At 63.1% G+C, this 25844-nt stretch carries 26 protein-coding genes; 14 read left to right on the top strand and 12 right to left on the bottom strand.

The features are described from left to right. The 3 genes from BLU15_RS23815 to recQ all read right to left on the bottom strand — a co-directional run. The coding region (locus tag BLU15_RS23815; protein ID WP_176960332.1) for an alcohol dehydrogenase catalytic domain-containing protein at positions 1-542 on the bottom strand (542 nt) is incomplete at its 3' end. 11 nt (positions 543-553) lie between these two features. Beyond that, positions 554-1741 (bottom strand): glycine C-acetyltransferase, encoded by a 1188-nt coding sequence (locus BLU15_RS23810; protein ID WP_090298525.1) that lies wholly within the window; start codon positions 1739-1741, stop codon positions 554-556. A gap of 201 nt (positions 1742-1942) precedes the next feature. Beyond that, positions 1943-3820, bottom strand: coding sequence for a DNA helicase RecQ (recQ, locus tag BLU15_RS23805; protein ID WP_090298522.1), 1878 nt, complete (start codon positions 3818-3820; stop codon positions 1943-1945). A 194-nt stretch (positions 3821-4014) separates the two neighbouring features. Here recQ and BLU15_RS23800 point away from each other — a divergent pair, with 194 nt between their 5' ends. After that, positions 4015-4854, top strand: coding sequence for a glycosyl transferase (locus BLU15_RS23800; protein WP_210336605.1), 840 nt, complete (start codon positions 4015-4017; stop codon positions 4852-4854). 52 nt (positions 4855-4906) lie between these two features. Here BLU15_RS23800 and dnaG read toward each other — a convergent pair whose 3' ends face one another. Beyond that, the gene (gene dnaG / locus BLU15_RS23795) at positions 4907-6919 is read right to left on the bottom strand and encodes a DNA primase (protein ID WP_090298520.1); all 2013 of its coding nucleotides are present in this window, start codon (positions 6917-6919) and stop codon (positions 4907-4909) included. 215 nt (positions 6920-7134) lie between these two features. On the opposite strand from dnaG, the gene BLU15_RS23790 reads away from it, so the two are divergent. Then, positions 7135-8040, top strand: a complete 906-nt coding sequence (locus BLU15_RS23790; RefSeq protein WP_244546801.1) for a hypothetical protein — start codon at positions 7135-7137, stop codon at positions 8038-8040. Between the two features lie 6 nt (positions 8041-8046). Here the strand turns inward: BLU15_RS23790 and BLU15_RS23785 are convergent, their stop codons facing one another. Beyond that, the gene (locus BLU15_RS23785; protein ID WP_090298517.1) at positions 8047-8496 is read right to left on the bottom strand and encodes a GatB/YqeY domain-containing protein; all 450 of its coding nucleotides are present in this window, start codon (positions 8494-8496) and stop codon (positions 8047-8049) included. A gap of 326 nt (positions 8497-8822) precedes the next feature. Between BLU15_RS23785 and carA the strand changes: the two genes are divergently transcribed. Continuing rightward, on the top strand, positions 8823-10028 hold the full coding sequence (gene carA, locus BLU15_RS23780; protein ID WP_034788670.1) for a glutamine-hydrolyzing carbamoyl-phosphate synthase small subunit: 1206 nt from the start codon (positions 8823-8825) through the stop codon (positions 10026-10028). Positions 10029-10110: 82 nt separating this feature from the next. Here carA and BLU15_RS23775 read toward each other — a convergent pair whose 3' ends face one another. Beyond that, positions 10111-11001 carry a LysR substrate-binding domain-containing protein gene (locus tag BLU15_RS23775; protein WP_060606786.1) on the bottom strand — a complete coding sequence of 297 codons (891 nt, stop codon included), beginning with the start codon at positions 10999-11001 and terminating at the stop codon, positions 10111-10113. 116 nt (positions 11002-11117) lie between these two features. On the opposite strand from BLU15_RS23775, the gene BLU15_RS23770 reads away from it, so the two are divergent. The 3 genes from BLU15_RS23770 (at position 11118) to BLU15_RS23760 (ending at position 13255) form a co-directional block, all read left to right on the top strand. After that, positions 11118-11879, top strand: a complete 762-nt coding sequence (locus BLU15_RS23770; RefSeq protein WP_089044985.1) for an SDR family oxidoreductase — start codon at positions 11118-11120, stop codon at positions 11877-11879. 38 nt (positions 11880-11917) lie between these two features. Further along, positions 11918-12784 carry an NAD(P)-dependent oxidoreductase gene (locus BLU15_RS23765; protein ID WP_090298514.1) on the top strand — a complete coding sequence of 289 codons (867 nt, stop codon included), beginning with the start codon at positions 11918-11920 and terminating at the stop codon, positions 12782-12784. A 165-nt stretch (positions 12785-12949) separates the two neighbouring features. Then, positions 12950-13255 (top strand): hypothetical protein, encoded by a 306-nt coding sequence (locus BLU15_RS23760; RefSeq protein WP_060518687.1) that lies wholly within the window; start codon positions 12950-12952, stop codon positions 13253-13255. A 129-nt stretch (positions 13256-13384) separates the two neighbouring features. On the opposite strand, the gene BLU15_RS23755 is transcribed toward BLU15_RS23760, so the two are convergent. After that, entirely contained in the window at positions 13385-14587 is a 1203-nt protein-coding gene (locus BLU15_RS23755) for a pyridoxal phosphate-dependent aminotransferase (protein ID WP_034788681.1), read from the bottom strand. Positions 14588-15045: 458 nt separating this feature from the next. Here BLU15_RS23755 and BLU15_RS23750 point away from each other — a divergent pair, with 458 nt between their 5' ends. The 3 genes from BLU15_RS23750 to BLU15_RS23740 all read left to right on the top strand — a co-directional run bounded on the left by BLU15_RS23750 (position 15046) and on the right by BLU15_RS23740 (position 19330). Next, positions 15046-17400: a marine proteobacterial sortase target protein gene (locus BLU15_RS23750; protein WP_090298511.1), complete on the top strand. Its 2355-nt coding sequence runs from the start codon at positions 15046-15048 to the stop codon at positions 17398-17400. Beyond that, a complete protein-coding gene (locus BLU15_RS23745) occupies positions 17390-18058 on the top strand; it encodes a class GN sortase (protein WP_371590007.1) in 669 nt (222 codons plus the stop codon). Before BLU15_RS23750 ends, BLU15_RS23745 begins: the two co-directional genes overlap by 11 nt. Before the next feature lie 84 nt (positions 18059-18142). Continuing rightward, positions 18143-19330 (top strand): PQQ-dependent sugar dehydrogenase, encoded by a 1188-nt coding sequence (locus BLU15_RS23740; RefSeq protein ID WP_090298505.1) that lies wholly within the window; start codon positions 18143-18145, stop codon positions 19328-19330. An 18-nt stretch (positions 19331-19348) separates the two neighbouring features. Here BLU15_RS23740 and BLU15_RS23735 read toward each other — a convergent pair whose 3' ends face one another. Then, complete coding sequence (locus BLU15_RS23735; RefSeq protein ID WP_090298502.1) at positions 19349-19780, bottom strand: hypothetical protein; 432 nt, start codon at positions 19778-19780, stop codon at positions 19349-19351. Positions 19781-19952: 172 nt separating this feature from the next. On the opposite strand from BLU15_RS23735, the gene BLU15_RS23730 reads away from it, so the two are divergent. Beyond that, positions 19953-20849, top strand: a complete 897-nt coding sequence (locus BLU15_RS23730; protein ID WP_090298499.1) for a DMT family transporter — start codon at positions 19953-19955, stop codon at positions 20847-20849. A gap of 198 nt (positions 20850-21047) precedes the next feature. On the opposite strand, the gene BLU15_RS39050 is transcribed toward BLU15_RS23730, so the two are convergent. Next, positions 21048-21320, bottom strand: a complete 273-nt coding sequence (locus BLU15_RS39050) for a hypothetical protein (protein ID WP_143034246.1) — start codon at positions 21318-21320, stop codon at positions 21048-21050. Positions 21321-21527: 207 nt separating this feature from the next. On the opposite strand from BLU15_RS39050, the gene BLU15_RS23725 reads away from it, so the two are divergent. Together BLU15_RS23725 and BLU15_RS23720 are read left to right on the top strand one after the other, a co-directional pair. Beyond that, a complete protein-coding gene (locus tag BLU15_RS23725; protein ID WP_034788690.1) occupies positions 21528-21743 on the top strand; it encodes a cold-shock protein in 216 nt (71 codons plus the stop codon). Between the two features lie 144 nt (positions 21744-21887). Then, positions 21888-22334 carry a BA14K family protein gene (locus tag BLU15_RS23720; RefSeq protein WP_034788692.1) on the top strand — a complete coding sequence of 149 codons (447 nt, stop codon included), beginning with the start codon at positions 21888-21890 and terminating at the stop codon, positions 22332-22334. A gap of 76 nt (positions 22335-22410) precedes the next feature. On the opposite strand, the gene BLU15_RS23715 is transcribed toward BLU15_RS23720, so the two are convergent. Next, positions 22411-23052: an MBL fold metallo-hydrolase gene (locus BLU15_RS23715; protein WP_060581775.1), complete on the bottom strand. Its 642-nt coding sequence runs from the start codon at positions 23050-23052 to the stop codon at positions 22411-22413. A gap of 172 nt (positions 23053-23224) precedes the next feature. Further along, a complete protein-coding gene (locus BLU15_RS39575; RefSeq protein WP_176960331.1) occupies positions 23225-23392 on the bottom strand; it encodes a hypothetical protein in 168 nt (55 codons plus the stop codon). Positions 23393-23541: 149 nt separating this feature from the next. On the opposite strand from BLU15_RS39575, the gene BLU15_RS23710 reads away from it, so the two are divergent. Beyond that, positions 23542-24165, top strand: coding sequence for a DUF1236 domain-containing protein (locus BLU15_RS23710; RefSeq protein ID WP_090298497.1), 624 nt, complete (start codon positions 23542-23544; stop codon positions 24163-24165). Positions 24166-24486: 321 nt separating this feature from the next. After that, complete coding sequence (locus BLU15_RS23705; RefSeq protein WP_034788698.1) at positions 24487-24753, top strand: hypothetical protein; 267 nt, start codon at positions 24487-24489, stop codon at positions 24751-24753. A 79-nt stretch (positions 24754-24832) separates the two neighbouring features. Here the strand turns inward: BLU15_RS23705 and BLU15_RS23700 are convergent, their stop codons facing one another. Beyond that, a complete protein-coding gene (locus BLU15_RS23700) occupies positions 24833-25723 on the bottom strand; it encodes a branched-chain amino acid aminotransferase (RefSeq protein WP_034788707.1) in 891 nt (296 codons plus the stop codon). Between the last annotated feature and the right edge of the window lie 121 nt (positions 25724-25844).

Below are 25844 nucleotides of genomic sequence, written 5' to 3'. Positions count from 1 at the left end.
ATGCCGATCGGACCGGCGCCGGTGACGAGAACGTCCTCGCCGACGAGATCGAAGGAGAGTGCTGTGTGCACGGCATTGCCGAACGGATCGAAGATCGCCGCGATCTCGTCGGGCACATCCTCCGGGATCGGCACGACGTTATACTCCGGCAGGCAGACGAACTCGCCGAACGAGCCCGGCCGGTTGACGCCGACGCCGAGCGTGTTGCGGCACAGATGCCCGCGGCCGGCCCGGCAGTTGCGGCACTTGCCGCAGACGATATGGCCCTCGCCCGAGACGCGCTCGCCGACATGGTACTTGGTGACGGCCGATCCGACCTCGGCGATCTCGCCCATGAACTCGTGACCGACGACCATCGGCACCGGAATGGTCTTTTGCGCCCACTGGTCCCAGTTCCAGATGTGCACGTCGGTGCCGCAGATCGCCGATTTCTTCACCTTGATCAGCACGTCGTTCGGGCCGATCTCCGGCACCGGCACGCGCTCCATCCAGAGGCCCTCTTCCGGCTTCGACTTCACCAGCGCCTTCATCATGTTCGTCATCAGTCCCTCCCTCAGATCACGCCGAGGTCGCGGCCGACCTCTTCGAAGGCGGCGATTGCCCGCCGGACGTCCTGTTCGCTGTGTGCTGCCGACATCTGCGTGCGGATGCGCGCCTGGCCCTTCGGCACCACCGGGAAGGAGAAGCCGATGACATAGACGCCCTTCTTCAGCATGCGCGCCGCCATCTCCTGGGCGAGTGCGGCATCACCGAGCATCACCGGGATGATCGGGTGGCCCTCACCGGCCAGCGTGAAGCCGAGCTTGGTCATCTCGGTGCGGAACAGCGCCGCATTGGCATAGAGCCGTTCGCGCAAGGGATCGCCGTTGTCGATCAGGTCGAACACCTTCAGCGAGGCGGCGGCAATGACCGGCGCCAGGGTGTTGGAAAACAGATAAGGGCGCGAGCGCTGCCTGAGCCAGTCGACGACTTCGGCCTTGGCCGAGGTGTAGCCGCCCGAAGCGCCGCCGAGCGCCTTGCCGAGCGTGCCGGTGATGATGTCGATCCGGCCCTCGACGCCACAATGTTCGGCCGAGCCGCGGCCGTTCTTCCCGACGAAGCCGACCGCATGGCTGTCGTCGACCATGACCATGGCGCCATATTTGTCGGCGAGATCGCAGACGCCCTTAAGATTGGCGATGATGCCATCCATCGAGAAGACGCCATCGGTGGCGATCAGCTTGAAGCGGCTGCCCTCGGCCTTCTTCAGCTCCTCCTCCAGCGCCGCCATGTCGTTGTTGGCGTAGCGGAAGCGCCTGGCCTTCGACAGCCGCACGCCGTCGATGATCGAGGCGTGGTTGAGCGCATCGGAGATGATCGCATCCTCTTCGCCGAGCAGCGTTTCGAACAGGCCGCCATTGGCATCGAAACAGGAGGAATAGAGGATCGTGTCTTCCAGCCCGAGGAAGGACGAAATGCGTGCCTCCAGCTGTTTATGCTCCTCCTGCGTGCCGCAGATGAAACGCACCGAGGCCATGCCGTAACCGTAACGGTCGAGCGCCTGTTTGCCGGCCTCGGCCAGTTCCGCGTTGTCGGCAAGGCCGAGATAGTTGTTGGCGCAGAAGTTGAGCACCCGCTCGCCCGAGGCGACTTCGATCTCACCCGCCTGCTTCGAGGTGATCACACGCTCCGACTTGTACAACCCGGCCGTCTTCAGGCCTTCGAGTTCTGAACGGAGATGGGTGAGAAAGGCTGAAGTCATGGCGCTCTCGCTTCAAGAAAACATCGCGTGCCTGACGAGTATCATGACGGCTTTTGACTTGCAGCAAAATCCGGCGCTCGGCCGCATCCAGCGTAAAAACGACAGGCCATTTCAAGGCGCGATGGCGGGCCGGACATATTATGTCGCGAAGCGCTTCGCCACAGACATTTTCCGACGACGGAGACGCGGGGCCTACCGCCATCACCCGTCGAGATACCCGTCGATGACCGCCAGAAATGCCTCGCCGTAGCGTTCGCGTTTGCTTTCGCCGATACCGGGAATGTCGAGCAGTTCATCGAGGTCGCGCGGGCGTTCCTTGGCAAGCGCAATCAAGGTCGCATCGGGGAAGACGACATAGGGCGGGACGTTCAGATCCTTGGCGATCGAGAAGCGCTCGGCGCGCAGCAGTTCGAAAAGTTCGAGATCGGACCCGGCCAGATCGGCCCGTTCGCGCTGCGATCCCGACTTGGCGCCGCGCGCCGCCTTGCCCGAGGTCGGGCGGTCCTTGCGGAAAAACACCTGGCGCTCGCGCTTGAACACCGCACGCGCCTCCGCCTCGAGCTTCATCGCGCCGAAGGCCGCGTGGTCGACGCTGATCAGGCCCGCCGCCAGCAATTGCCGGAAGACCGATTGCCAGGTGCGAGCCGGCAGGTCCTTGCCGGCGCCGAAGACGGGCATGTCGACATGGCCGAAGCGCTCGGTCTTCTCGTTGACCGTGCCCATGAGCACATCGACGACATGGCCGGTGCCGAAGCGCTCGCCGGTGCGATAGACCGCGGCCAGCGCCTTGATCGCCGCTTCCGTCCCGTCCCAGGTCTCGACCGGCTTCAGGCAGGTGTCGCAATGGCCGCAACGACCGGGATGGGCCTCGCCGAAATGCGCAAGGATCGCCTGGCGGCGGCAGCCCGCCGTCTCGCAGATCGCCAAGAGCGCGTTGAGCTTGCCGCGCTCGATGCGCTTGATGTCATCCGCCGCTCCACCCTCGTCGATCATCCGGCGGCGCTGCAGCACATCGGCCATGCCATAGGCCATCCAGACCTCAGAGGGCTGCCCGTCACGACCGGCGCGGCCGGTCTCCTGGTAATAGGCCTCCACCGATCCCGGCAGGTCGAGATGGGCGACATAACGCACGTCGGGCTTGTCGATGCCCATGCCGAAAGCGACGGTCGCAACGAGGCAAAGGCTCTCTTCTTTCAGGAAGGCGTCCTGATGCCTGTCGCGGAGCATGCGGTCCATGCCGGCATGATAGGGTAGCGCCCGGATGCCTTGCGCGTTCAGCCATTCGGCCGTGTCCTCGACCTTTGCGCGCGACAGGCAATAGACGATGCCGGAGGCCCCTTTGAAGCGGGAGAGAAAGCGCAGCAATTGCTGGCGCGGCTGGTCGCGCTCGACGATTTCATAGGCGATGTTCGGCCGGTCGAAGCTGGTGGTAAACACCTCGGCATTGCTGAGCGCCAGCCGCTCGACGATGTCGTCGCGGGTGTGCGGATCGGCGGTGGCAGTGAGCGCGATGCGCGGCACGCCGGGATAGCGCTCGGCTAGCAATCCGAGCGCGCGGTACTCGGGGCGGAAATCATGGCCCCATTGCGAAACGCAGTGCGCCTCGTCGATGGCAAAAAGCGCGATTCGGGCATTGCCTATGAGATCGGCGAAGCCGTCGGTGACGGTCCGCTCCGGCGTCACATAGAGAAGGTCGAGCGTGCCGTCGTGGATCTGGCGCCTGACCGCAATCGCCTCCTCGCGCGTCAGCGACGAATTCAGCGCAGCCGCATTGACGCCAAGCTGTTTCAGCGCCTCCACCTGATCGCGCATCAGCGCGATCAGCGGCGAGACGACGACACCCAAACCGGGCCGGCAGAGCGCCGGGATCTGGAAGCAGAGCGACTTGCCGGCGCCGGTCGGAAAGAGAACGACGGCATCGCCGCCAGCGGTCACATGCTCGACCACTGCCTGCTGCTTGCCGCGAAAGGCGGAATAGCCATAGACGCGTTTCAGCACGTCGAGCGGTGCCTGGCCGGCTTCGTCGAAGGGCTTGCTGGCAGCGCTTCTTGAGGGCGTCGCCCTTTCGACGAACTCCATCACATCTCCTTCGGGAATCAGCTTAGGCCATCATGGCCAGATGCGCAGGCAATGCCATAGCCCTTGCCGCAACTGAAGAGACAAGGGCTGTTTTTCCCCGCAGGCCCTGCTGCGCTTCACCGGGGATTGCCCCGACAGCTTGACCTTGATAACGCATCGGTACTTTAGTGGCGCGCAGAAATCGGGACGTGATTATGGCAAATATTCTAGCGGCGAGCGGCGGCGTCAAGCAGATCATCTGCATCAACTGGGGTACGAAGTACGGCGCACCGTTCATCAACCGGCTCTACGCCATGGTGGCGCGCAACATCACCCCGCCCTTCACCTTCACCTGCTTTACCGACAATCGCGACGGCCTGCGTCCGGAAATCCTGTGCGAGGATTTGCCGCCGCTGGACATCGGCGAAATGCCCAAGAACACGCCCGGCATCTGGCAGAAGTCGCGGCTGTGGGGGCCGAAGCTCGGCAATCTCAAAGGCCCCGTCCTGTTCCTGGACCTCGACCTGGTCATCGTCGGATCGCTCGATGGTTTCTTCGAGAAGGGAGAACCGGACGACGTCATCCTCGCCCGTAACCAGACGACGCCGTTCGAGCGCCTCGGCCAGACCTCGCTGTTTCGCTATCCAGTCGGCAAGCTGGTGCCGTTGCAGGAGAAATTCCGCGCCGACCCGCAAGGCATTGCCGACGAATACCGTTTCGAGCAGCGCTTCGTCACGCGCAATGCGCCGGGCGGGACCAAACTTTTCCCCCGCCGCTGGGTCCTGCATTTCCGGCAGGACTGCCGCCGGCCGTTCCCGCTCAACTTTTTCCTGGCACCCCGACTGCCCAAGGACGCGCGCGTCGTGCTGTTCCCGCGCAACCTCCTGCCGCAGCATGCGATCGAAGGCCGCTTCGGCAAGAAGGACAAGGTCTCCACCCCGCTTGGCCATATCCTCGGGCTGTTTGCATCCGACCGTTACGAGAAGAATGCGTTTCGCTATCTCCGGCACTACCTTCGCCCATCGCCATGGGTGGCCGATCATTGGCGCGAATAGTCGAGACTTCGCCGAGAACAGGCCTGCTTTCGCTGCGGGGAAAACCCAGCAGCTAGCGCGCCGCCGGCCCCTTCACGCGGCCTGAAAGCACGCCGAAGCCCTCGATGATCGCTTCCTGGTTTTCAAGCCGCGTCACTTCGTGCTGCACTTCCTGAAGCGTGCGCAAAAGCTGTGGCACGGCTTCGAGGTCGCCCTCCTCGGTCGCATAGGCCAGTTCGCGTTCGAGCTCGCGCACCTGCCAGTGCAATGCCTTCGAGCGCTGGTGCAGTGCCAGCGCCTGCAGATAGCCTTCGCGGGCGTCCTCGGGCGCGGCCGCCGTTGTCGCGGTCCAGAGCCGCGCATAGCGGATCTGCTGGTCGATCGCGGTAATCAGCGCACCAAAACCCTCCGCCTGCAATTGTTCGAGCAGATCCTCGCGGTTCAACCGCGGCCCCTGCGCAGCCGCAGCGTTCAGCACCGCCGCCCAGCAGCGCTGCAGCTCGCGGTGGTCGAACTCGATCGTCGAGATCTCGTCATATTCGTCGAACAGCAATTGCGGGTGGTTGACGATGGTGAGTGCCAGAACGCTCTCTCTCAGAAGCGGCGCCACCTGCTGTCCGCTGACCAGTGTCGAGCGCGCCAGCCGGTCGGAGATTGCCGTCGGCCCGCTCGCATTCGGCCCCCGGGGCTGACCGGCACCGCGTGCTCCGCCGCCACCGCCTTGGCGAACGCCGCGTTCAAACGGGCGCCGCTCGCCCCGCCCTGCCCCTGAGGATTGCAGGAAGGCGTGAAGCCGGTCGCGCATGTCCTGGCCATAGTGCCGGCGCACGCTTTCGTCGGCGATCACGGATGTCACCTGCTTCAGCCGTGCTTCGAGCTCGGCGCGCTTTTCCGGCGTGTCGAAAGCGCCGCCCTGGACCTCGCGCTGCCAGACCATCTCGGCGAGCGAACGGGCGTTGGCGAGCACCTTGTCGAAAGGCCCACGGCCCTCCTGACGCACGAGGTCGTCGGGATCCTTGCCGTCCGGAAGCATGGCGAAGCGGACCGAACGACCGGGCTTCAGATGCGGCAGCGCCAGGTCGACGCCGCGGTTTGCGGCACGAATGCCTGCCCCATCGCCGTCGAAGCAGAGCACCGGCTGCGACGTCATCTTCCACAAGAGATCGAGCTGGTTTTCGGTGAGCGCCGTGCCGAGCGGCGCAACGGCGTTTTCGACGCCTGCCTGATGCAGCGCGATCACGTCCATGTAGCCTTCGACGGCGATGATCGTTCCGGCCGCATCGTCCTGCCCGACGTCACGTGCGGCTCCTTGCGAAGCACGGCGCGCGCGGGCGAAATTGTAGAGCACGTTGCCCTTGTGGAAGAGCTCGGTCTCGTTCGAGTTCAGATACTTGGCCGGTGCGTCCGGCGACATGGCGCGGCCGCCAAACGCGATGACCTTCTCGCGCGACGACAGGATCGGGAACATGATGCGGTCGCGGAACCGGTCGTAGGAAACCGGCACGTCCGGCCCGTGCACCACGAGGCCGCAGGCCTCGATCTGTTCCTTGCCGACACCCTTGCCGGCGAGATGTTCCTTGAGCGCGTTGCGGCTGTCGGGCGCGTAGCCCAAACGAAAGGTCTCGATCGTGCGCCCCGTCAGCCCGCGCTCGCGCAGATAGGCGCGCGCCTTGGCGCCGTTGGCCGTCTGGAGTTGGTCCTCGAAGTACGCGGTCGCCAGCTCCATCACGTCGAGCAGGCTTGTACGTTCCTTCTCCCGGCGCTCTGCCTGCGGATCCGGTTGCGGCATGGCAACGCCCGCCATGTCGGCGATCTGCTGTACGGCTTCGGGAAAGCTCAGGCCTTCGAGATCGGTGAGAAAGCGGAAGTGGTCACCCGAGACACCGCAGCCGAAGCAATGGTAGCGGCCCTTGCCGTCCTCGCAGTGAAAGCTCGGCGACTTCTCGCCGTGAAAGGGGCAGCAGGCCCAATAGTCGCCGCGCGAGACGTTGGTCTTGCGCCGGTCCCAGCTAACGCGCTTGGCAATCACGTCCGAAATCGGAACGCGATCGCGTATCTCGTCAAGAAAGGACTGTGAAAAGCGCATGGATACCTCTGGTCGATCCTCCATATAGGCGGCATGGCCGGCGGGCGCTACAACAGTGATCCTGCTTGCACGCTATTCACAGGAGCGAAACGGGAATCGCACGCCGGACGCCCAATCAAAAGTTGTGTATGAATATTTTCTGAAGACCCAAAGTAGCACTTGACACCCCTTTGACGAAAAGGATCAATTCGCCGTCTCGAATTGGATCACTTGCCATGGCCATTTCCGTCAAAGTGCTCGCCTCCAGTCCGGCTTTCTTCGGCGCGGTGCTGAGCTATGCGCGCAGCATGGTGGAGATGTATGCGGCAAACCCGCGGCTCGCCTCTATCTTTGCCTCGCAGCAGCGCTGGCTGATGGCCCAATCCGGGCTTGCACTTTATCACGACCGCGATCCGGATGATCCCTCGAGCGGTCTCTACAGCGGCCGTTTCATCAACTATGCCGTCATGCACGGGATCGCCAGCCGCAACACCGCGGCATCCTTCGTGCAGGAAATGGTTGCCTACCGCTTCGCCCGCTACATCACGGTGCAGCCCGACAAGCGCAGCCGGCCGCTGGAGCCTACCGAGGCAGCACTCGACTATGTCTGGAAATGGATGCAGTCCCATCTGGCCATCCTCGACGCCTTCGATGGCCAGTCGCGGCTGGCACGCCTAGGCGAAGAGCAGGACCAGTTCGGCCGGCTGCAGGCCGCCGTCGCCCACGCGCTTGTCGGCAACGACACGGTCCGTCGTCCAGGCCCGACCTTCGACCTCTTCACCTGGGTCAATTCCGGGGGCGTGGTGATGGACGATCTCTTTTCCCGCATCGGCGCCTTCGACCCCGAGGCGGAGCGCTTCGCCATCGGGCCGGTTTCGCCGAGCGATCTCAGCGAACGCTTCATCATCTCCAAGACCCACCTCAAGCGGATCTTCGACAAGGCAGCCCTTTTGGGCAATATGGGGTGGGAGCGGTCGCCCGGACGCGGCGCGGTCTGGCTGTCCAAAGCCTTCATCCGTGAATACTGGGATTATCAGGCGGAGAAGTTCGCGCTCATCGATCGCGCATTCGAAGCGACGTTTCCGGCGAAAGCCGAGGTGGCGACGCCCGTCTTATCGCAACGGGCGGCGGCACTGACTTGAGCGGAGCTACTTGAGCAGTTCCTTCACCAGGCCGGAGGCCTTGGCGAAGTCCATCTGGCCGGGGTAGCGCTCCTTGAGCACGTTCATGCACTTGCCCATATCACGCAGGCCATGTGCGCCGGTTTCGGCGATGACCGAGGCGCAGAGTTCCTTCACCTTTGCCTCCGGAAGCTGGGCCGGCAGGAACTGGTTGATGATGACGATTTCCTCACGCTCCTGCGCGGCAAGCTCCGGCCGGCCGGCGTCGTCGTAGATACGAGCCGATTCTTCGCGCTGCTTGATCATCTTGGCGAGGATCTGCAGGATTTCGTCATCGCTGACCGGGTCCTTGCCGAGGCCCCGATTGGCAATGTCCCGATCCTTGATCGCCGCCTGGATCAGCCGCACGGTCGAGGTACGCCGTGCGTCCTTGGCTTTGAGGGCTTCCTTCAGTGCGTTAGCGAACAGGTCGCGCATGTCCATACTCCATGTCAAAACCGGCCCGCGGTGCTCTGCCCGGAACCGGTTCGAAACCATCGTTGTTGTCGTCGTCTTAAACCAGTGTGACAGGCGCAATCAAACGGAATACGCAACCGCTTGAATTATAAGGAATTTTATTTCCCGACAATTCACAGCGGCCGGTTGACCCGGCTAAGCGCTTTGGGTATTTTCCCGCACCTGCACAACATCGGCATGAGAGCACTTTTCCGCGGGGTTTCCGCGCGTCCATGCCTGAGCAAAGAAATGGCGATCGACTGCCGGGCTTTCAAGCCCCCGCTTCGCGCCGCAACGGGATAGGAACGATGACCGCGACACCCGCATGGACCACTGAAAAACCAACCGCACTGCTCGTTCTGGCCGACGGCACCGTGATCGAGGGCAAGGGCATCGGCGCGACCGGCAAAGTGCAGGCGGAGGTCTGCTTCAACACGGCGCTGACGGGCTACCAGGAAATTCTGACGGACCCCTCCTATCTCGGCCAGATCGTCACCTTCACCTTCCCGCACATCGGCAACATCGGCGCCAATGACGAAGACATCGAAGACCTGACGCCGGCAGCACGCCACGGCGCGGTCGGCGTCATCTTCAAGGCCGACATCACCGAGCCGTCCAACTACCGCGCCGCCAAGCACCTCGACGCCTGGCTGAAGGCCCGCGGCATCATCGGCCTTTGCGGCATCGACACCCGCGCCCTCACCGCCTGGATCCGCGAAAACGGCATGCCGAACGCCGTCATCGCCCACGACCCCTCGGGCGTCTTCGACATCGAGACGCTGAAGAAAGAAGCCAAGGCCTGGAGCGGCCTCGAAGGCCTCGACCTTGCCAAGGTCGCGACCTCCGGCCAGTCGTCGCGCTGGGACGAGCAGCCCTGGGTCTGGAACGAAGGTTATTCGACGCTCGGCGAAACCGATGCCGCCTACCATATCGTCGCGCTCGACTACGGCGTGAAGCGCAACATCCTGCGCCTCTTTGCCGGCCTCAACGCCCGCGTCACGGTCATGCCGGCCACGACCAGCGCCGACGAAGTGCTGGCGCAGAAGCCGGACGGCATCTTCCTGTCGAACGGCCCCGGCGACCCGGCAGCAACCGGAAAATACGCCGTGCCGGTCATCCAGGACCTGCTCAAGACCGACATCCCGGTCTTCGGCATCTGCCTCGGCCACCAGATGCTGGCGCTGGCACTCGGCGGCAAGACCGAAAAGATGCACCAGGGCCACCACGGCGCCAACCATCCGGTCAAGGACCACACCACCGGCAAGGTCGAGATCGTCTCGATGAACCACGGCTTCGCGGTGGATTCGAAGTCGCTGCCGCAGGGTGTTGATGAGACTCACATTTCGCTCTTCGACGGCACCAATTGCGGCCTGCGCGTCGCCGGCAAGCCGGTGTTCTCGGTCCAGCACCACCCGGAAGCCTCCCCCGGCCCGCAGGACAGCCACTATCTCTTCCGCCGCTTCATGAACCTCGTGCGCGAGAAGAAGGGCGAACCGGCGCTCGCAGAGCGCTAAGCGACCGATCGAGACAAGCTTCGAAGGCCCGCTCCTAGCGGGCCTTTTCTTTTCGAGCATGCGCCTTCGCTGCCGCCCAGCCTCACTCTCCTGGCAGATGCGTGACGATGAAGTCGACGACGGCGCGAACCGACGGCAGTTGCCCGCGCCGATGCGGCATCAACAGCGTCGTCGTCACGCTGCCTGCCTCCCAATCGGCAAGCACACGCACAAGACTTCCAGCCTCGATTGCCGCCCGACAGATCTTTCTCGGTAGCGCGGTGATGCCAAGACCGGAGACGGCGGCCTCGAGCAACACGTTGGATTCGTCTGCGAGGAACCGCGGCATGGGGCGCACCCTGACGACCACGCCCGCGTCGTTGCGCATCGTCCATCCCTCCGAGGTCAGGGAGGCCAGCAGCCCGTCGTGGCGCGAAAGGTCGCTCGGTTCGCGCGGGTGCCCGCGATTTTCCAGGTAGGCGGGCGCTGCCACGAGCAGGATGGCATCGTTTGCCACCCGCCGCTGCACCATGCCGGAATCGGGCAACGGTGCGAAGTGATCGCGCACTGCGATGTCGAAGCCCTCCTGCACCACATCGACGAAACGGTCCGTCGCGTGCAGCATCACCCGCATCTTGGGATAGGCCTGCGCCAGCGGCGGCAGCAGCCCCGCCAGCATCATCTGAGCCGTCGGCACAGAGGCGGTGATCCTCACCGTTCCGCTCGGTTCGGCAAGGCGCCCCTTGACGATGGCTTCGGCCGCTTCCGCCTCTATCAACATCGCCGAGGCATGCCGGTAGAAATCCTCGCCTATCTCCGTCACGGTGAAGCGACGCGAAGTTCGGTTGATCAGCCGGACACCAAGCGTCTTTTCCAACTCGGCCACGCGCTTGCTCAGCGTCGATTTCGGCACGTTCAGCGCCCGCGCCGCCGGCGCGAACCCCTTGTGATCGACCACATGGGCAAAGACGATGAAGTCGTTGAGATTGCGCATCGCGGGCCTCCAATGTCTACAAGCGTGGACGATACATCCACGTTTGCCCGTCTTACGCAATATCGTCCACGAAATTATCTCTTCCTCATCGAAGCCTGATATCGAAGGAAAAGACAATGGGTATCTATCAAAACAAGAAAGCCGTCGTCATCGGCGGCACGCATGGCATGGGTCTGGCGACGGTCGAGCGGCTCGTCGACGGCGGCGCCGAGGTGCTTCTGACCGGAAACAACGAAGAGAACCTCGCCCGGATCCAGCAGCGCTTCGGCGACCGCGTTCATGCGGTAAAGTCAGATATCGCCGATCTCGGCGAGATCGCTGTGCTCGGGGCGACGGTCGGGCAGAAACTGGGTTCGATCGATCTCCTGCACGTCAACGCCGGCACATCGCTGCTCGAGCCATTCGACCAGGTGACGGAGGCCTCCTACGATCGCCAGTTCACCATCAACACCAAGGGTGCCTTTTTCACCGTCCAGCGGCTGGCGCCTCTGATCCGCGACGGCGGCTCGATCGTCTTTACCTCGTCGGTTGCTGATGTCGGCGGCCATCCGGGAATGGCGGTCTATAGCGGCAGCAAGGCGGCGCTGATCTCGTTTGCCTCCGTCTTTGCCGCCGAGCTTCTGCCGCGCGGCATAAGGGTCAACTCGGTCAGCCCCGGCTTCATCGATACGCCGACCAAGGGCGTGGCGGGCGTCACCGACGCCGAACGTGCCGAGTTCAAGGCGCTCGGCGATGCGATCACCCCGATGGGCCGCAACGGCACGGCGGACGAAGTCGCCCGCGCCGTGCTGTTCCTCGCCTTCGATGCCACCTTCACCACCGGCGCACGCCTCACCGTCGACGGTGGCCTCGGCCAGCAATTGTCGCCGGCGGCCTGAAGCGGGCCAGAGCGGGGAACCAGGAGCGGAGAATCACGATGTCCAAATCCATCGCCATCATCGGCCTCGGCGCCATGGGCACGGCACTTGCCAAAACCCTCATCGACGCGGGCAACACCGCCACCGTCTGGAACCGTACGTCCGCGCGGGCCGACGCGCTGGTTGCCCGCGGCGCTCGCCGGGCAGCAACGGTCACCGAAGCCATTGCGGCCAGCGATATCCTCATCCTATGCCTCACCGACTACGCCGCCGTCGAAACGACGCTGGCAGATGTCGGCCCCATGCTCGCAGGCAAGACCGTCATCAACCTCACCAACGGTCGCCCGGATGAAGTCCGGGCGGTCGCGGCCCGCCTTGAAGCGTACGGCGCACGCTATCTCGACGGAGGAATCATGGCGACGCCGCCGATGATCGGCACACCGGATGCCTTCATTCTCTGTAGTGGCAGCGCCGATGCTTTCGAAAAAACCAGGGAGCAATTGGCCGCCTTCGGCCAGAGCCACTATCTCGGCGAGGATCCTGTTCTCGCCGCGGTCAGCGACCTCGCCTTGCTGTCGGCGATGTACGGTCTCTTCGGCGGCTATCTGCACGCAACGGCGCTCGCCGGCAGCGTCGGCTTCACCGCGAAGCAGTTCCTGCCGCTGGTCGAGCCCTGGCTTGCCGCGATGATGACGGCGCTGCCTGATTATGCCGAACGGATCGACAGCGGCGACCACGCCCGCGACGTGATGTCGAACCTCTCAATGCAGTCGGTGGCGATCACCAACATCGTTGCCGCAAGCCGCAGCCTGGGCATCGATCCGGCCTTCATGGAGCCGATCGAAAGGCTGGCAAAGAAGCGCCTCGCCGCCGGCTTTGGCGGCGACGAGGCCTCCGGCCTCATCGAGGCGATACGGGGCAAATAGAGGGCGGCCCCAGCGGTCCGGATGCAAGCGCACGCCGATGATGCTCGCCAGCGCGCCGCAAGCAAACAACAAGCAGATGGCCCGCGGTCGAAACGCCGCGGGCCATCTGCTTGTTGTTGACCCTCGGCCACCCTTCGCGCATCCTCACCGCAACTGGAGGTGACGATGATTACAGGTCCACAGTGCCGCGCCGCCAGGGCGCTGATCGAAATTTCGCGCGAAATGCTTTCAAGCTTTTCCGGCGTCGACGAGGAGACGATCCTCAAGTTCGAGCGCAAGCTAGAGAAACCCGGCGACGCCGTGATCCTCTCGTTGAAGCATGCGCTCGAAAATGCCGGCGCGGTGTTTCTGCCGGAGGGCGAACGCGGCATCGGCGTACGGCTGAAGTTCACCCGCTCAGAGGCCCGCCGCCTCTCGATCCTCGAAAGCGAGGGTGGCATCGTTGGCGACGACGAGGTTCCCGGCGCCTGAGAATGAAACCTGATTTCAAGGCCTTAGCCGGCTGACTTGAATCAGTATGGCCAACGGTTGAATCGGTTTACGAACGAAAAAACCCGCCGTTGCCGGCGGGTTCTTTTTTTGAAAGACGGTCGCCCCCGCTTACTTGCAGGCGGCGCAGAAACGCTGGATTCGGCGGCAGGCTTCCTCGAGCTGGGCTTCCGAGGTCGCATAGGAGATGCGGAAGTTCGGGCCGAGGCCGAAGGCCGAACCGTGGACGACGGCGACGCCTTCGGATTCCAGCAGTTCCGACACGAAGTCTTCGTCCGTCTCGATGACCTTGCCCGACGGCGCGGTCTTGCCGATCAGGCCGGCGCAGGACGGATAGACGTAGAAGGCGCCTTCGGGCGTCGGGCACGAAATGCCCTTGGCCTGGTTCAGCATCGACACGACGAGATCGCGGCGGCCTTCGAAGATCTTCTTGTTTTCGGGAATGAAGTCCTGCGTGCCGTTCAACGCCTCGACGGCCGCCCACTGGGCGATCGAGGTGGCGCCCGAGGTCTGCTGGCCCTGGATCATGTCCATGGCCTTGATCAGCTGCAGCGGGCCGGCGGCGTAGCCGATGCGCCAGCCGGTCATGGCATAGGCCTTGGAGACGCCGTTCATCGTCAGCGTGCGGTCATAGAGACCGGGCTCGACTTCGACCGGGGTCGCGAACTTGAAGTCGCCATAGGTCAGGTGCTCGTACATGTCGTCGGTGAGGATCCAGACATGCGGGTGCTTCATCAGCACGTCGGTCAGCGCCTTCAGCTCGGCATGGCTGTAGGCGGCACCCGACGGGTTGGACGGCGAGTTGAAGATGAACCACTTGGTCTTCGGCGTGATCGCCTTGTCCAGATCTTCGGCCTTGAGCTTGAAGTTGTTTTCCTGCTTGGTCGAAACCGTCACCGGCGTACCACCGCACAGCGCCACCATTTCCGGGTAGGAAACCCAGTAGGGTGCAGGGATCACGACTTCATCGCCGGCGTTCAGGGTCGCCATGAAGGCGTTGAAAAGAATCTGCTTTCCGCCGGTGCCGACGATCGTCTGGGCGGCGGTGTAGTCGAGGTTGTTCTCGCGCTTGAACTTCTTGGCGATCGCTTCGCGCAGTTCCGGAATGCCGGAGACCGGCGTGTACTTCGTCTCGCCGCGGTTGATCGCGTCGATGGCGGCCTTCTTGATATTGTCGGGCGTGTCGAAGTCCGGCTCACCGGCGCCAAGGCCGATGACATCGCGGCCTTTCGCTTTCAGCTCACGGGCTTTCTGCGAAACGGCGATGGTGGCGGAAGGCTTTACACGGGAAAGGGCATCGGCAAGGAAGGCCATGGGTGAAGGTCCTGATCGTTTCGAGACGAGGTGATCGCTACGGAACGAAAAGGCAGGCTCCATAGCGGTTAGGTCTATGTCGAAAGACGCCCGGTCTTGCAAGCGCCGGATAGGCAAAAACGCCGGAAACGCGGGCAAAAAGCGTCACCATGACAAAGTTTCATGAATGCGATCAGCATCGTCGATCGGAGGTCGCGATACCGAGCGATGCATCACCGTCCGTCGAGCGCCGACAAAACGGATTGTGGCACCCGTTCGAACGGCCACGAAACGTAACGGCCAGAAACGGTTGGTGATCGCGATTTATTCAAAAAAATCAGCGCAATCCCGCAATTTTTCAAATGCCATAATTTAGCCACCACAACTGTCGCGGAACGCCGCAATTCCGTCCAGCAACAGCCGGTTTCCGGGCATTTCCTTCGATGATCCGAACACATTCGCATTACGGGGGTTATGCAATGTTTCTCGACGACGAAATCGCTTCCATGAAGACACGGCAGAACGAAGCACGCTGGGGCATGTACCTGGCGCTCGCGGCCCTTGCCGCCTGCATCCTGATGTTCATCGGCCTGATGACCCAGGCGACCGCGCAAACTGCTGATGCCAAGCCGCGGCAGCTGGCGGGCTACGTTCGCCCCAACGACATCGGCACCGGCGCCCTGCTCTTTCCGTCGAAGGAGCCGGGCTATTTCGTCGAGGCGCCGCGCCTTGCGACCGACGTTCAGATCGACGTCAACGGCCCGATCATGCGCACCCGCGTCACCCAGCGCTTCGAGAACCCGAGCAAGGGCTGGGTTGAGGGCACCTATGTCTTTCCCCTGCCCGAGGATTCGGCCGTCGACACGCTGAAGATGCAGATCGGCGACCGCTTCATCGAGGGTGAGATCAAGGCGCGTGAGGCGGCCAGGGAGATTTACGAGCAGGCAAAGGCCGAGGGCAAGAAGGCAGCGCTTCTCGAACAGCAGCGCCCGAACATCTTCACCAACCAGGTCGCCAATATCGGTCCCGGCGAAACGGTCGTCGTGCAGATCGAGTACCAGAGTGCGGTCCGCCAATCGAACGGCCTCTATTCGCTGCGTTTCCCCATGGTCGTGGCGCCGCGCTACAACCCGCAGCCGATCGTTCAGACCGTCGATCTCGACAGCCGCACCGGTTATGCCGTCAGCGACCCGGTCCCCGACCGCGAGAAGATCGAAGCGCCAGTCCTCGACCCCAAAGAGAACGCCAGGATCAACCCCGTCACACTGACGGTGAACCTCAAGGCCGGCTTCCCGCTCGGCGAAGTGAAATCAGGCTACCACGACGTCGATATCGCCAATCTTGACGATCTCAGCCGCCGCGTGACGCTGAAGGGCGACAGCGTGCCTGCCGATCGCGACTTCGAGCTCACCTGGAAGGCGATCGAGGGCAAGAGCCCCTATGCCGGCCTGTTCCGCGAAACGGTCGGCGGCAAGACCTATCTGCTCTCGTTTGTCACCCCGCCGGCAGCAGCAAACGAGGCTGACGCCAAGCCGGTCAAGCGCGAGATCGTCTTCGTCATCGACAATTCCGGCTCCATGGCCGGCCCGTCGATGGAGCAAGCCAAGGAGAGCCTGGCGCTCGCGATCTCCAGACTGAAGCCCGAGGACCGTTTCAACGTCATCCGCTTCGACGACACCATGTCGGTGCACTTTCCCGAGCTGGTCGAAGCGACACCGGACAAGCGGGAGGACGCAATCGCCTATGTGCGCGGCCTGACAGCCGATGGCGGCACCGAGATGCTGCCAGCGCTGGAAGCGGCCCTCCGCACGCAAGGATCGGTACAGCCCGGCGCGCTTCGCCAGGTGGTCTTCCTGACCGACGGCGCGATCGGCAACGAGACGCAGCTTTTCGAGGAGATCCAGAAGAACCGCGGCGAGGCTCGCGTCTTCACCGTCGGCATCGGCTCTGCTCCGAACAGCCACTTCATGACCAAGGCGGCCGAATATGGCCGCGGCACCTTCACGCTGATCGGCTCGGAGAGCGAGGTCGCCGCGCGCATGGGCGAGCTTTTCACCAAGCTCGAGAGCCCCGCAATGACCGATATCGCCGCGAGCTTCGAGGGCGCCTCGGCGAGCGACATCACCCCCAACCCGATGCCCGATCTTTATCGCGGCGAGCCTGTGGTGCTGACGGCCGAACTCGACGGCACCGCACCCGAAGGCAAGCTGCAGATCCTCGGCAAGGCCGGCGACCAACCCTGGCGGGTGGAGATGGACATCGCCAAGGCCTCGACCGGCAAAGGCATCGCCAAGCTCTGGGCGCGCCGCAAGATCGACGACCTCGAGGCGAGCGCGTCGACGATCGCCGACCCCGCGACCCTCGACAAGCGGATCGAGACGGTGGCACTTGCCCACCATCTGGTCTCCCGCGTGACCAGCCTCGTTGCCGTCGACGCGACGCCGTCGCGGCCCGCCAGCGAGAACCTGAGCGAAACGAAGCTGCCGCTCAATCTCCCCGCCGGCTGGGACTTCGGAAAGGTCTTCGGCGAAGCCCCTGTCGAGACTGTCCCCGGCAAAGTCGACGAACGTGACGCCGCGCTCGAAAGCCGAACCAAGCTTGCGATGGTCACGGCCGACCGCATGCTGGCCGCACCGACGGCGCGGGCGGCAGGTCTGCTCGCGGAAGCCAACAACCAGGTCGCCCTGCCGCAGACGGCAACGGAGGCCGACAAGCAGATCCTGATCGGCCTGATGCTGCTCGTCTTCGCTCTGCTTGCCGGCACGACCTTTGTCTACTGGCGGGCGCCGATCGCCGCCGTCGTGCTTGCCGGAGTGCGCCGCCGTGGCCGCTGACAAGAATCAGTCCGAGCCACGGCCGGGCTTTCTCGCCCGCCTCTCGGCGGTCGAAACGATCGTGCTCGCGATCATCTCGCTCATTGCCCTTGCCGGTCTGCTTCTGATCGGCAAGGGCTTCTACATGAAGGCCAAGGCCGAGGTCTCGCAGGTGCTTCTGAAGCGTACCTTCGAGGCGCAACTGCACGGCAATCCCGACGGCAAGCCCTGGCCCTGGGCCGATTTTCAGACAGCCGCGGAAATCTCGGCGCCACGGATCAACCGCTCGGCGATCGTGCTCCAAGGCGCAAGCGGCGAAGCGCTGGCCTTCGGGCCCGCCTGGCTGACGACGACGCCGCTCCCCGGCGACGAAGGTACCTCGGTCATCGCCGCCCATCGCGACACGCATTTTCGCTGGCTGAAGGAGGTCAACCCCGGCGACCTTCTGGTGCTGACCCGCAAGGACGGCCGCCGCTTCCTGTTTAGGGCCGGCGAAAGCCGGGTTGCCCGCTGGGACGAAAGCGGCATCAACGCGTCCGCCAGCGGCCACCATCTGGCGCTCGCCACCTGCTGGCCCTTCGACGCGATCGAGCAGGGACCGATGCGCTACATCGTCGATGCAGAACTCATCGGCGAACAGCGTCCGGTACCGCTGACGACGGGCTCGATCTCGAAATAAACCGCTTTTGATCGGATGTGACTTGAACCGCTCCGTCGATCGCCCCAGCTTGCCTGCTGAACGAGTCGGTGTGGGAGAAACGGAATGGGGCATACGGGCGCTGGAACATCGGGACGGGCGGGCAAACGGTCGCGTGCGGTCGGAATCCTGGCCGTGTCCGTTGCGCTGGCAACGTTTGCTCCTCCGAGCGCCGGGGCACAGGATGCCCGCGAGTTTCCGAGCGAGCACGGTAGCGTGCGTGTCGAGACACTCGCGACCGGGCTTGAACACCCCTGGTCCGTCGAGGCACTCCCCGATGGCGGCCTGATCGTCAGCGAGCGGCCGGGTCGGCTGCGGATCCTGCGCGACGGCAAGCTCTCGAAACCGCTGACGGGCGTGCCCGAGGTCGCCGAGCGTGGCCAGGGCGGCCTGCTCGACATCGCGCTCGATCCCCGTTTTGCAGAAACCCGGACGCTCTACTTGACGATGGCCGCCAACGGCAAGGGCGGCTACGGCACCGTCGTCGTACGGGCAAAGCTCGCCGCCGACGGAACCGGGCTTATCGACGTCAAGGAGCTCTTCCGGATGAGCAAGTTTACCGGCAAGGGCCAGCATTTCGGCTCGCGCATCGCAATCGCTCCCGATGGCAGCCTTTTCTTCGGCATCGGCGATCGCGGCGAAGGCGACCGGGCGCAGGACCCGCGCGATCATGCCGGCGCCATCCTGCATATCAATGCCGACGGCAGCGTTCCCGGATCGAACCCTTATCGCGGCGGCACCGGCGGCCTGCCGGAGATCTGGTCGAAGGGCCACCGCAATCCTCAAGGGATCGCCTTCGATCCGAAGGACGGCACGCTTCTGACGGTCGAGCACGGCGCGCGCGGCGGCGACGAGATCAACAATCCGAAGCCCGGCCACAATTACGGCTGGCCCGTCATTACCTACGGCAAGGACTATTCCGGCGCCGAGATCGGCGAAGGCACGGCGAAAGAAGGCCTCGATCAGCCGCTCTTCTATTGGGATCCCTCGATCGCGCCTGGCGCGCTTGCCGTCTATCGCGGCGAGATGTTTCCCGAATGGGATGGCGATCTTCTGGTGGCGGCGCTGAAGTACCAGTTGCTCGCCCGGCTCGAACGCGACGACAGCGGCGCGATCGGCTCCGAGGAGCGGCTGTTCGACGGCGAATTCGGCCGCATCCGGGACGTCGTCGTGGCACCCGACGGCGCCTTGCTTATGGTGACGGACGAGGAAGACGGCGCCGTGCTCAGGGTCTCCAAGGCGGCGACGCAATAGCCGGCGCGCGCCGCACGTTCACGATAGCCGATCGCGAACCTCGCGCCGGAACATGAATTTCAGCCCGGACCAGACGGCATCGACCGCGCAAACCTTCACGTCGACAAGGCCGAGCGGCAGGAAGATTTCGCGCAAAACGTCCTCGGTCAGTGTCGTCGGCCGCTTCGACGCCTTCTTTGGCCAAGAGACCCACAGCATGCCGTCCGGCTTCAATCTCGCAGCCAGCTTCGGCGCGAGCTCTTCCAAAACCGATCGCTCCGTTTCGAACACATGCGCATAGTCAATGTCGCGCGCGGCCACGGTGCCGATCTCGGTCTCGCTGGCCCGAAAGCCGGAAAAACCGCTGATCGCATCGAGCCCGGCTGGAACCCCGAGAAGCAGGGCCCGCTGCCCGTCTTTCAGCCCCAGCTTGCGCCCGAGCGGCGTGCCTGAATAGCCGGCATCGCTCATGGTCGCCGATCTCCGATGGGTGATAGGAGCTGAGCCCCCTCCTCGGCGCCCTCTCCCGGCACCGTGTCTCCGGCCGTTTCCATCGACAACAACTCCGCCCAACCGTGGCGACGATGAGCCTTGCCCGGCGAAAACGCAACTGCTAGACGCGCCTGTCCGAGGAGAGAACGACATGTCGCGCATTCAGGCCAATCTGCTGCTTTTGATTTCAGGCGCCATCTGGGGCGCCGGCTTCGTTGCACAGTCGACGGCGATGGATGCGATCAGCCCGCTGTGGTTCATCGCGCTTCGTTTTGCGATCGCGACACTGGTCGCCATGCCCTTGGCCATCATCGAAACGAAACGCGCGGCCGAACCGATCAAGCTGACGACCGTGCGCAATTTCATCTTCATCGGCCTGGCGCTCTTTGCCGGCGCCGTGACGCAGCAATTCGGCCTGCTCGACACCAGCGTCACCAATTCCGGCTTCCTCACCGGTCTCTACGTCGTCTTCGTCCCGGTCTTGACGGTGATCTTCTTGCGCCGCAAGCCGCATTGGGTGATCTGGCCGGGGGCGTCGATGGCACTGTTCGGCATTTTCCTCTTGAGCGGCGGCACGCTGTCGACGCTGACGGGTGGCGACTACCTGACCGTGGTCTGCGCCCTGTTCTGGGCGGTGCAACTGCTGCTCATCGGCCTGTTTGCCCCAAGCAGCGGCCGGCCGATGCTGCTGTCGATGACGCAATTCGCCGTCTGCGCCGTGCTCGGCTTCGCCCTCGCCGTCACGACCGAGCCGCTGAGCTTCGCTGCCATAGAGGGCGCGCTCTTCGAGATCCTCTATGCCGGCATCTTTTCGAGCGGCCTTGCCTTCATTCTTCAGGTCGTCGGGCAGCGCTACACCACGGCGCCGCAGGCTGCGATCTTCCTGTCGAGCGAAGCACTCTTTGCCGCCCTCTTCGGCGTTCTCCTGCTTGGCGAAGTCATCACCCCGATCGGTTATGCCGGCTGCGCCATCATCTTTGCCGCCATGCTGACGGTAGAGATCGTGCCGGAACTGACGAAGGGCCGCCGCGCCGCAGCACCTGCCTGAGGGCTCCTCAAGAAACTATAGGCACCCCACCGCCAAGACGCTGGACTGAGGCTTTACTTGCTGTTGTTCAGGCAATAGGCCCGTTGCTTCGCAACGAAGGCGTAGCTTTGCCCTGCGTTTTCGACCCGGCCCGAGAGCTCTGGATTTTCTGCAAGAAATCTACGTAAGAAACCGCCGACGTGAGAAGCCTCAAACATATCAGGGAGTTGCCGACGGCACGCATCCCAGGCGATTGGCCTGCTTTACGCGCCGCGCACGAGGAATCGGCGAAAACCACTCAATTTTGCAGCAATTGTTTTCAAAAAGCTGTGATTTCAACAGCTTGCGATATATTTTGCGCAACGCCCCACAAAGCCGCAAATGACCGATTTTTGAGCAATGACAAGACGCAATACCAATCCCGAAAAGTTTTGCTTGCCAATTCAAAATAAACCCATCAATCTTACTTTCGTTCGGGCAATCTGCGAACATGGGAAGATCTTGAAATAAAAGCGGGCCGGAGACGCAAAAACTCCGGGCGGCCAGACCGATGGGAAGCAGAGATGCGGCCCTTCCAATGGCTGGCTGCGGTAACCAGGACCCTTTCCTCAAACGTCGAGAACTGCCTGCCAACGCCCATCCGGGCACATTGCAATGCTACCCGTCCGTCAAACGGGTGGAGAGAAAAGGACCTGACGCATGGCCGAAACTGGCACTGTAAAATTCTTCAACACCGACAAGGGCTTTGGTTTCATCAAGCCTGACAACGGTGGTGCAGATATCTTCGTACACATTTCCGCGGTCCAGGCTTCCGGCCTGACCGGTCTGACGGAAAACCAGAAGGTAAGCTTCGACACCGAACCGGATCGCCGCGGCAAAGGCCCGAAGGCGGTCAACCTGCAGATCGCCGGCTAACGCCGTTATCTGCTGACAGATTCCAGTTGAAGCCCGGCATTCTTGCCGGGTTTTTTTGTTCAGGCTCGGTTCAGTTTGGCCGCGTTAACCTTCCTCCATCATGAAGGCCGGGTTGATCCGGTCCATGCGAAGGATTGAAGCCAAATGAACAAGTTCATCAAAGCCGCCGTTCTCTCGATCGCCGCAGCCGCTATGGTCATCCCGACCTTTGGCGCCGCCGAGGCAGGCGGCAGGCATCACCACAATAATGACGATGCATGGGCAGCTGGTGCAGCAGGTCTCGTTGCCGGCGCTCTGATCGGCGGCGCGATCGCTTCGCAGCCGCGTTACAACGGCGGCTACAACGAGCGCGTCTACATCGATCCGGAACCGGAATACGACTATTACGAGCCGCGTCCGGCCTACCGCCCTCGCCCGGTCTACCAGGCACGCCCTGTCGTCGTCGACAGCTATGGTGGCGGTTACCGCTCGCTCGAGCCCTGGACCCCGTCCTGGTACCGTTACTGCGCGCAGCGTTACCGCTCGTTCAACCCGGATAGCGGCACCTTCCGCGGCTACGACGGCCGCAGCTACTTCTGCACCGCCGGCTAATCAGGTTCGGCGTAAGAATCGAAAAGCCCATGTCTTGATAGAGACATGGGCTTTTTTCGTGAGCGTGTGTGGTGGCTCAGAGCCCGCGCAGATAAGGATTGGTGCGGCGCTCCTCGCCGATCTGACCACCCGGGCCATGTCCGCAGATGAAGCCGACGCTATCGCCGAGCGGCAGGATCTTGTCGCGGATCGAATCGAGCAATTGCTGGTGATTGCCGCCGGGCAGGTCCGTGCGGCCGATCGAGCCGTGGAAGAGCACGTCGCCGACATGGGCGAAGTTCTGCGCCCGGTTGAAATAGACGACGTGTCCCGGCGCATGGCCCGGGCAATGCAGGACTTCGAAGACATGGTCGCCGAAGGAGACCGTGTCGCCTTCTTCGAGCCAGCGATCGGGAATGACGTTCTGAACCTTCATCGCCAGACCGAAGCGCTCCGCCTGGCTTTCGAGCCTTTCGAGCAGCGGCAGGTCGTCCTTGTGCGGACCGATGATTTCGAGCCCGAGGGCGTCCTTCAGTTCCTTGGCGCCGCCGGCATGGTCGATATGGCCGTGGGTGATCCAGATCGCCTTCAGCGTGATGCCGTTTTCGCGGATGGTCTGCAGGATGAGATCGACGTCGCCGCCGGGATCGACGATCACGCCTTCCTTGGTCTCGCTGTCGAACAGCACGGTGCAGTTCTGCTCGAAATGGGTAACCGGGATGATGCCCGCCTGTAACATGCGCGTGTGCCTCTCTAGAGCATGTCGCGCAAAAATTTGGGAGCGGTATTGCGATAACGACATGCGACAAATCCAGAACCTAAAGCGTAGGAAGCGAATCTGGAAGATCGCAACGCGCTCTAGGATCTCGTCATCTTCCTATAGCGGCAATTGGCGGCGGTGACAGCGCCAATCAGCGAAGCGAGGCTATTTGCGGTGCAGACAGCTGCTGGGGTGCCGGCCACTGCACGGTGGTCATCAGCAGCGCCGAAATCGCGATCTCCGCGGCGACGACGATCCGAACGACCGGCTTCAGGCTGCGCGCGGCGGCGTTGTTCTGATTCGGCTGAGCATTCTGCATTTTGTCCCTCTCCCGTTGCCTGTTCTCCTGGCGTGTCCTGCCCTCGGCAACGGCTGGAGAATGTCACAGCGTCACATTTCGTGACGTTCCCGGGGGAACATCCGCGCGCTTGCTGGCGTTTGGCCCTCGTCAATATAAGGAGAAACACGATGGTGAAGCTTACCCGCCCCCTGTTGCGAGCCGCTGCGGCCGCGGGTTTGGTGTTGGCGATCGGTACGCCGTCCGCCTTTGCAGCCATGACCGCGACCACGGTGACGGACCTTAACATCCGCACAGGTCCGGGCCCTCAATATCCGACAGTCGGCCTTGCGACCCGCGGTAGCACCGCGGTTATCGACGGCTGCATCGAAGGCAGCAAGTGGTGCCGCATTGACGTCGGCGGCGTGCGCGGCTGGGTCTATTCCCAGTATCTGACGACGGATCTTGGCGGTTCTGCCGTCGTGGTCCAGGAGCGCCGGTCCGACCTGGCCATTCCGGCCGTCACCTACGAAGTGCAGCCCAATGACCCCGTGATCGTCAGCAGCGGCGACGAATTGATCGGCCCGGTCGAACAGATCGACCCGATCGTGCCGCCGGAAAATGTGCGGACCTACGTCACGTCCAACCCCGGCGAGACCGTCTATCTCGATGGTGAAGTCGTCGTCGGTGCCGAACTGCCACAGACCGTGGCCGTTCAACGCGTTCCCGACTACAGCTACGACTATGTCAGCATCAACGGCCAGCCCGTTCTGGTCGAGCCGGCAACGCGACGCATCGTCTACGTCTATCGCTAACAATCGAGACCCCCGGCAATCGTTCGGTTGCCGGGGGTTCCCGACGTGCCTGCATTACCCTCCCTCGCTCTCCCGACGGCACGAATCATGCGCGGCAAGGTCATTCCCTCCAGCCGCCCCCGCCGCCGGCTTCGTTTTCCCGCTTTGCCTGTAAGAGGTTGCCTCTGCCTAAAATCGAGCCATTTCAATTGGCTACGAAGCGGGCGCCGCAACGTCATTTCACTCAAATTGACAATAATCCGGAATAGGCTTCAACCTATTGATGCCGGCTCATCGGCTTTTAGTGGCGCGTCCACGACGAGCCACGACACGGAGGGATCAATGGAAGCATTAATGCCTATCATTACCCAATTGATCGCGGGGGCCGCCGGCGGGAACGCGGCCAGCGCAGTGTTGAAGCAGCAGGCATTCGGTGTCGTCGCACGGACCATCGTCGGCGCCATTGGAGGCCTTGGCGGCGGGTTCCTCATTCAGATGCTCGGCGGAGAAGCAGCCGCGACCGGTCTCGCCATGCAAGCCATCGGCGGCCTTGTCGGCGGCGGCGTACTGAGCGGAATCGTCGGGCAATTCTTGGGGAAGACCGCCTAATTCTGCGATCATATCCGTAGCAAGACAAAAGGCGGCCCGGGGGCCGCCTTTTCTGCTTTCGAGAGCATTCCGGATGCCGTTACTCGGCTGCCGCGGCAACCGGATAGACTTCCTTCATGTAGTCGTTCATCAGCGTTTCGCAGATCGTCGCCGGCGTGAAGCGGTAAGGACCGATTTCGGAAACCGGCGTCACTTCGGCGGCCGAGCCGGTGAGGAAGCATTCGCTGAAACCGGACAGTTCCTCCGGCATGATCGCCCGCTCGACCACTTCATAGCCGCGGCGCTTGGCAAGCTCGATCACCGTGCGACGGGTGATGCCGTCGAGGAAGCAATCCGGCACCGGCGTGTGGATGACGCCGTCCTTGACGAAGAAGATGTTGGCACCGGTCGCTTCGGCCACGCGGCCGCGGTAATCCAGCATCATCGCGTCCGCATAGCCCTTGGCCTCGGCCGCATGCTTGGAGATGGTGCAGATCATGTAGAGGCCGGCGGCTTTCGACTTCGAAGGTGCCGTCTGCGGATCCGGGCGGCGATATTCTGCGATATCGAGCCGGATGCCCTTGAGCTTTTCGGCCGGGTTGAAATAGCTGCCCCACTGCCAGATGGCGATGGCGACGTTGATGCGGTTGTTCTGCGCCGAAACGCCCATGCTCTCGCTGCCGCGCCAGGCGATCGGCCGCACATAGGCCTCGGAGAAGCCCTGACGCTTCAGAAGCTCGACGCTGGCTGCGTCCAGTTCTTCCACCGAATAAGGGATCTTGAAGCCGAGGATTTCGGCGGACTGATGCAGGCGCTGGTTGTGCTCGGTCAGCTTGAAGATGCGCCCGCCATAGGCGCGCTCGCCCTCAAAGACCGCGCTGGCATAGTGCAGGCCGTGGGTCAGCACGTGAATCTTGGCATCCTTCCACGCGACGAACTCGCCGTTGAACCAGATCTGTCCGTCCAACTGATCAAAAGGAACCGCTGCCATGGTGTCATCCTCCGGCGCATGCGCGCCATTCTTAGTTGATTATCGCCCTGCTTTCAGTCTATCGGCAAACTGATTGAGGGAAAATTCAATTTCGTGATTTTGGATTTGCGATCGGAACGGC

The organism is Ensifer sp. YR511, from assembly GCF_900103045.1.
Classification (GTDB): domain Bacteria; phylum Pseudomonadota; class Alphaproteobacteria; order Rhizobiales; family Rhizobiaceae; genus Ensifer; species Ensifer adhaerens.
This window is presented reverse-complemented; position numbering and strand designations above follow the sequence as displayed.

What these genes read in the sequence shown, in the direction of transcription:
- BLU15_RS23810 (WP_090298525.1), bottom strand. Translation starts at nt 1,741, where the DNA reads ATGACTTCAGCCTTTCTCACCCATCTCCGTTCAGAACTCGAAGGCCTG.
- BLU15_RS23760 (WP_060518687.1), top strand. Translation starts at nt 12,950, where the DNA reads ATGATTACAGGTCCACAGTGCCGCGCCGCCAGGGCGCTGATCGAAATT.
- BLU15_RS23750 (WP_090298511.1), top strand. Translation starts at nt 15,046, where the DNA reads ATGTTTCTCGACGACGAAATCGCTTCCATGAAGACACGGCAGAACGAA.
- BLU15_RS39575 (WP_176960331.1), bottom strand. Translation starts at nt 23,392, where the DNA reads ATGCAGAATGCTCAGCCGAATCAGAACAACGCCGCCGCGCGCAGCCTG.
- BLU15_RS23790 (WP_244546801.1), top strand. Translation starts at nt 7,135, where the DNA reads ATGGCCATTTCCGTCAAAGTGCTCGCCTCCAGTCCGGCTTTCTTCGGC.
- BLU15_RS23765 (WP_090298514.1), top strand. Translation starts at nt 11,918, where the DNA reads ATGTCCAAATCCATCGCCATCATCGGCCTCGGCGCCATGGGCACGGCA.
- carA (WP_034788670.1), top strand. Translation starts at nt 8,823, where the DNA reads ATGACCGCGACACCCGCATGGACCACTGAAAAACCAACCGCACTGCTC.
- BLU15_RS23730 (WP_090298499.1), top strand. Translation starts at nt 19,953, where the DNA reads ATGTCGCGCATTCAGGCCAATCTGCTGCTTTTGATTTCAGGCGCCATC.
- BLU15_RS23720 (WP_034788692.1), top strand. Translation starts at nt 21,888, where the DNA reads ATGAACAAGTTCATCAAAGCCGCCGTTCTCTCGATCGCCGCAGCCGCT.
- BLU15_RS23800 (WP_210336605.1), top strand. Translation starts at nt 4,015, where the DNA reads ATGGCAAATATTCTAGCGGCGAGCGGCGGCGTCAAGCAGATCATCTGC.
- dnaG (WP_090298520.1), bottom strand. Translation starts at nt 6,919, where the DNA reads ATGCGCTTTTCACAGTCCTTTCTTGACGAGATACGCGATCGCGTTCCG.
- BLU15_RS23735 (WP_090298502.1), bottom strand. Translation starts at nt 19,780, where the DNA reads ATGAGCGATGCCGGCTATTCAGGCACGCCGCTCGGGCGCAAGCTGGGG.
- BLU15_RS23715 (WP_060581775.1), bottom strand. Translation starts at nt 23,052, where the DNA reads ATGTTACAGGCGGGCATCATCCCGGTTACCCATTTCGAGCAGAACTGC.
- BLU15_RS39050 (WP_143034246.1), bottom strand. Translation starts at nt 21,320, where the DNA reads ATGTTCGCAGATTGCCCGAACGAAAGTAAGATTGATGGGTTTATTTTG.
- recQ (WP_090298522.1), bottom strand. Translation starts at nt 3,820, where the DNA reads ATGGAGTTCGTCGAAAGGGCGACGCCCTCAAGAAGCGCTGCCAGCAAG.
- BLU15_RS23700 (WP_034788707.1), bottom strand. Translation starts at nt 25,723, where the DNA reads ATGGCAGCGGTTCCTTTTGATCAGTTGGACGGACAGATCTGGTTCAAC.
- BLU15_RS23770 (WP_089044985.1), top strand. Translation starts at nt 11,118, where the DNA reads ATGGGTATCTATCAAAACAAGAAAGCCGTCGTCATCGGCGGCACGCAT.
- BLU15_RS23705 (WP_034788698.1), top strand. Translation starts at nt 24,487, where the DNA reads ATGGAAGCATTAATGCCTATCATTACCCAATTGATCGCGGGGGCCGCC.
- BLU15_RS23755 (WP_034788681.1), bottom strand. Translation starts at nt 14,587, where the DNA reads ATGGCCTTCCTTGCCGATGCCCTTTCCCGTGTAAAGCCTTCCGCCACC.
- BLU15_RS23725 (WP_034788690.1), top strand. Translation starts at nt 21,528, where the DNA reads ATGGCCGAAACTGGCACTGTAAAATTCTTCAACACCGACAAGGGCTTT.
- BLU15_RS23785 (WP_090298517.1), bottom strand. Translation starts at nt 8,496, where the DNA reads ATGCGCGACCTGTTCGCTAACGCACTGAAGGAAGCCCTCAAAGCCAAG.
- BLU15_RS23775 (WP_060606786.1), bottom strand. Translation starts at nt 11,001, where the DNA reads ATGCGCAATCTCAACGACTTCATCGTCTTTGCCCATGTGGTCGATCAC.
- BLU15_RS23710 (WP_090298497.1), top strand. Translation starts at nt 23,542, where the DNA reads ATGGTGAAGCTTACCCGCCCCCTGTTGCGAGCCGCTGCGGCCGCGGGT.
- BLU15_RS23740 (WP_090298505.1), top strand. Translation starts at nt 18,143, where the DNA reads ATGGGGCATACGGGCGCTGGAACATCGGGACGGGCGGGCAAACGGTCG.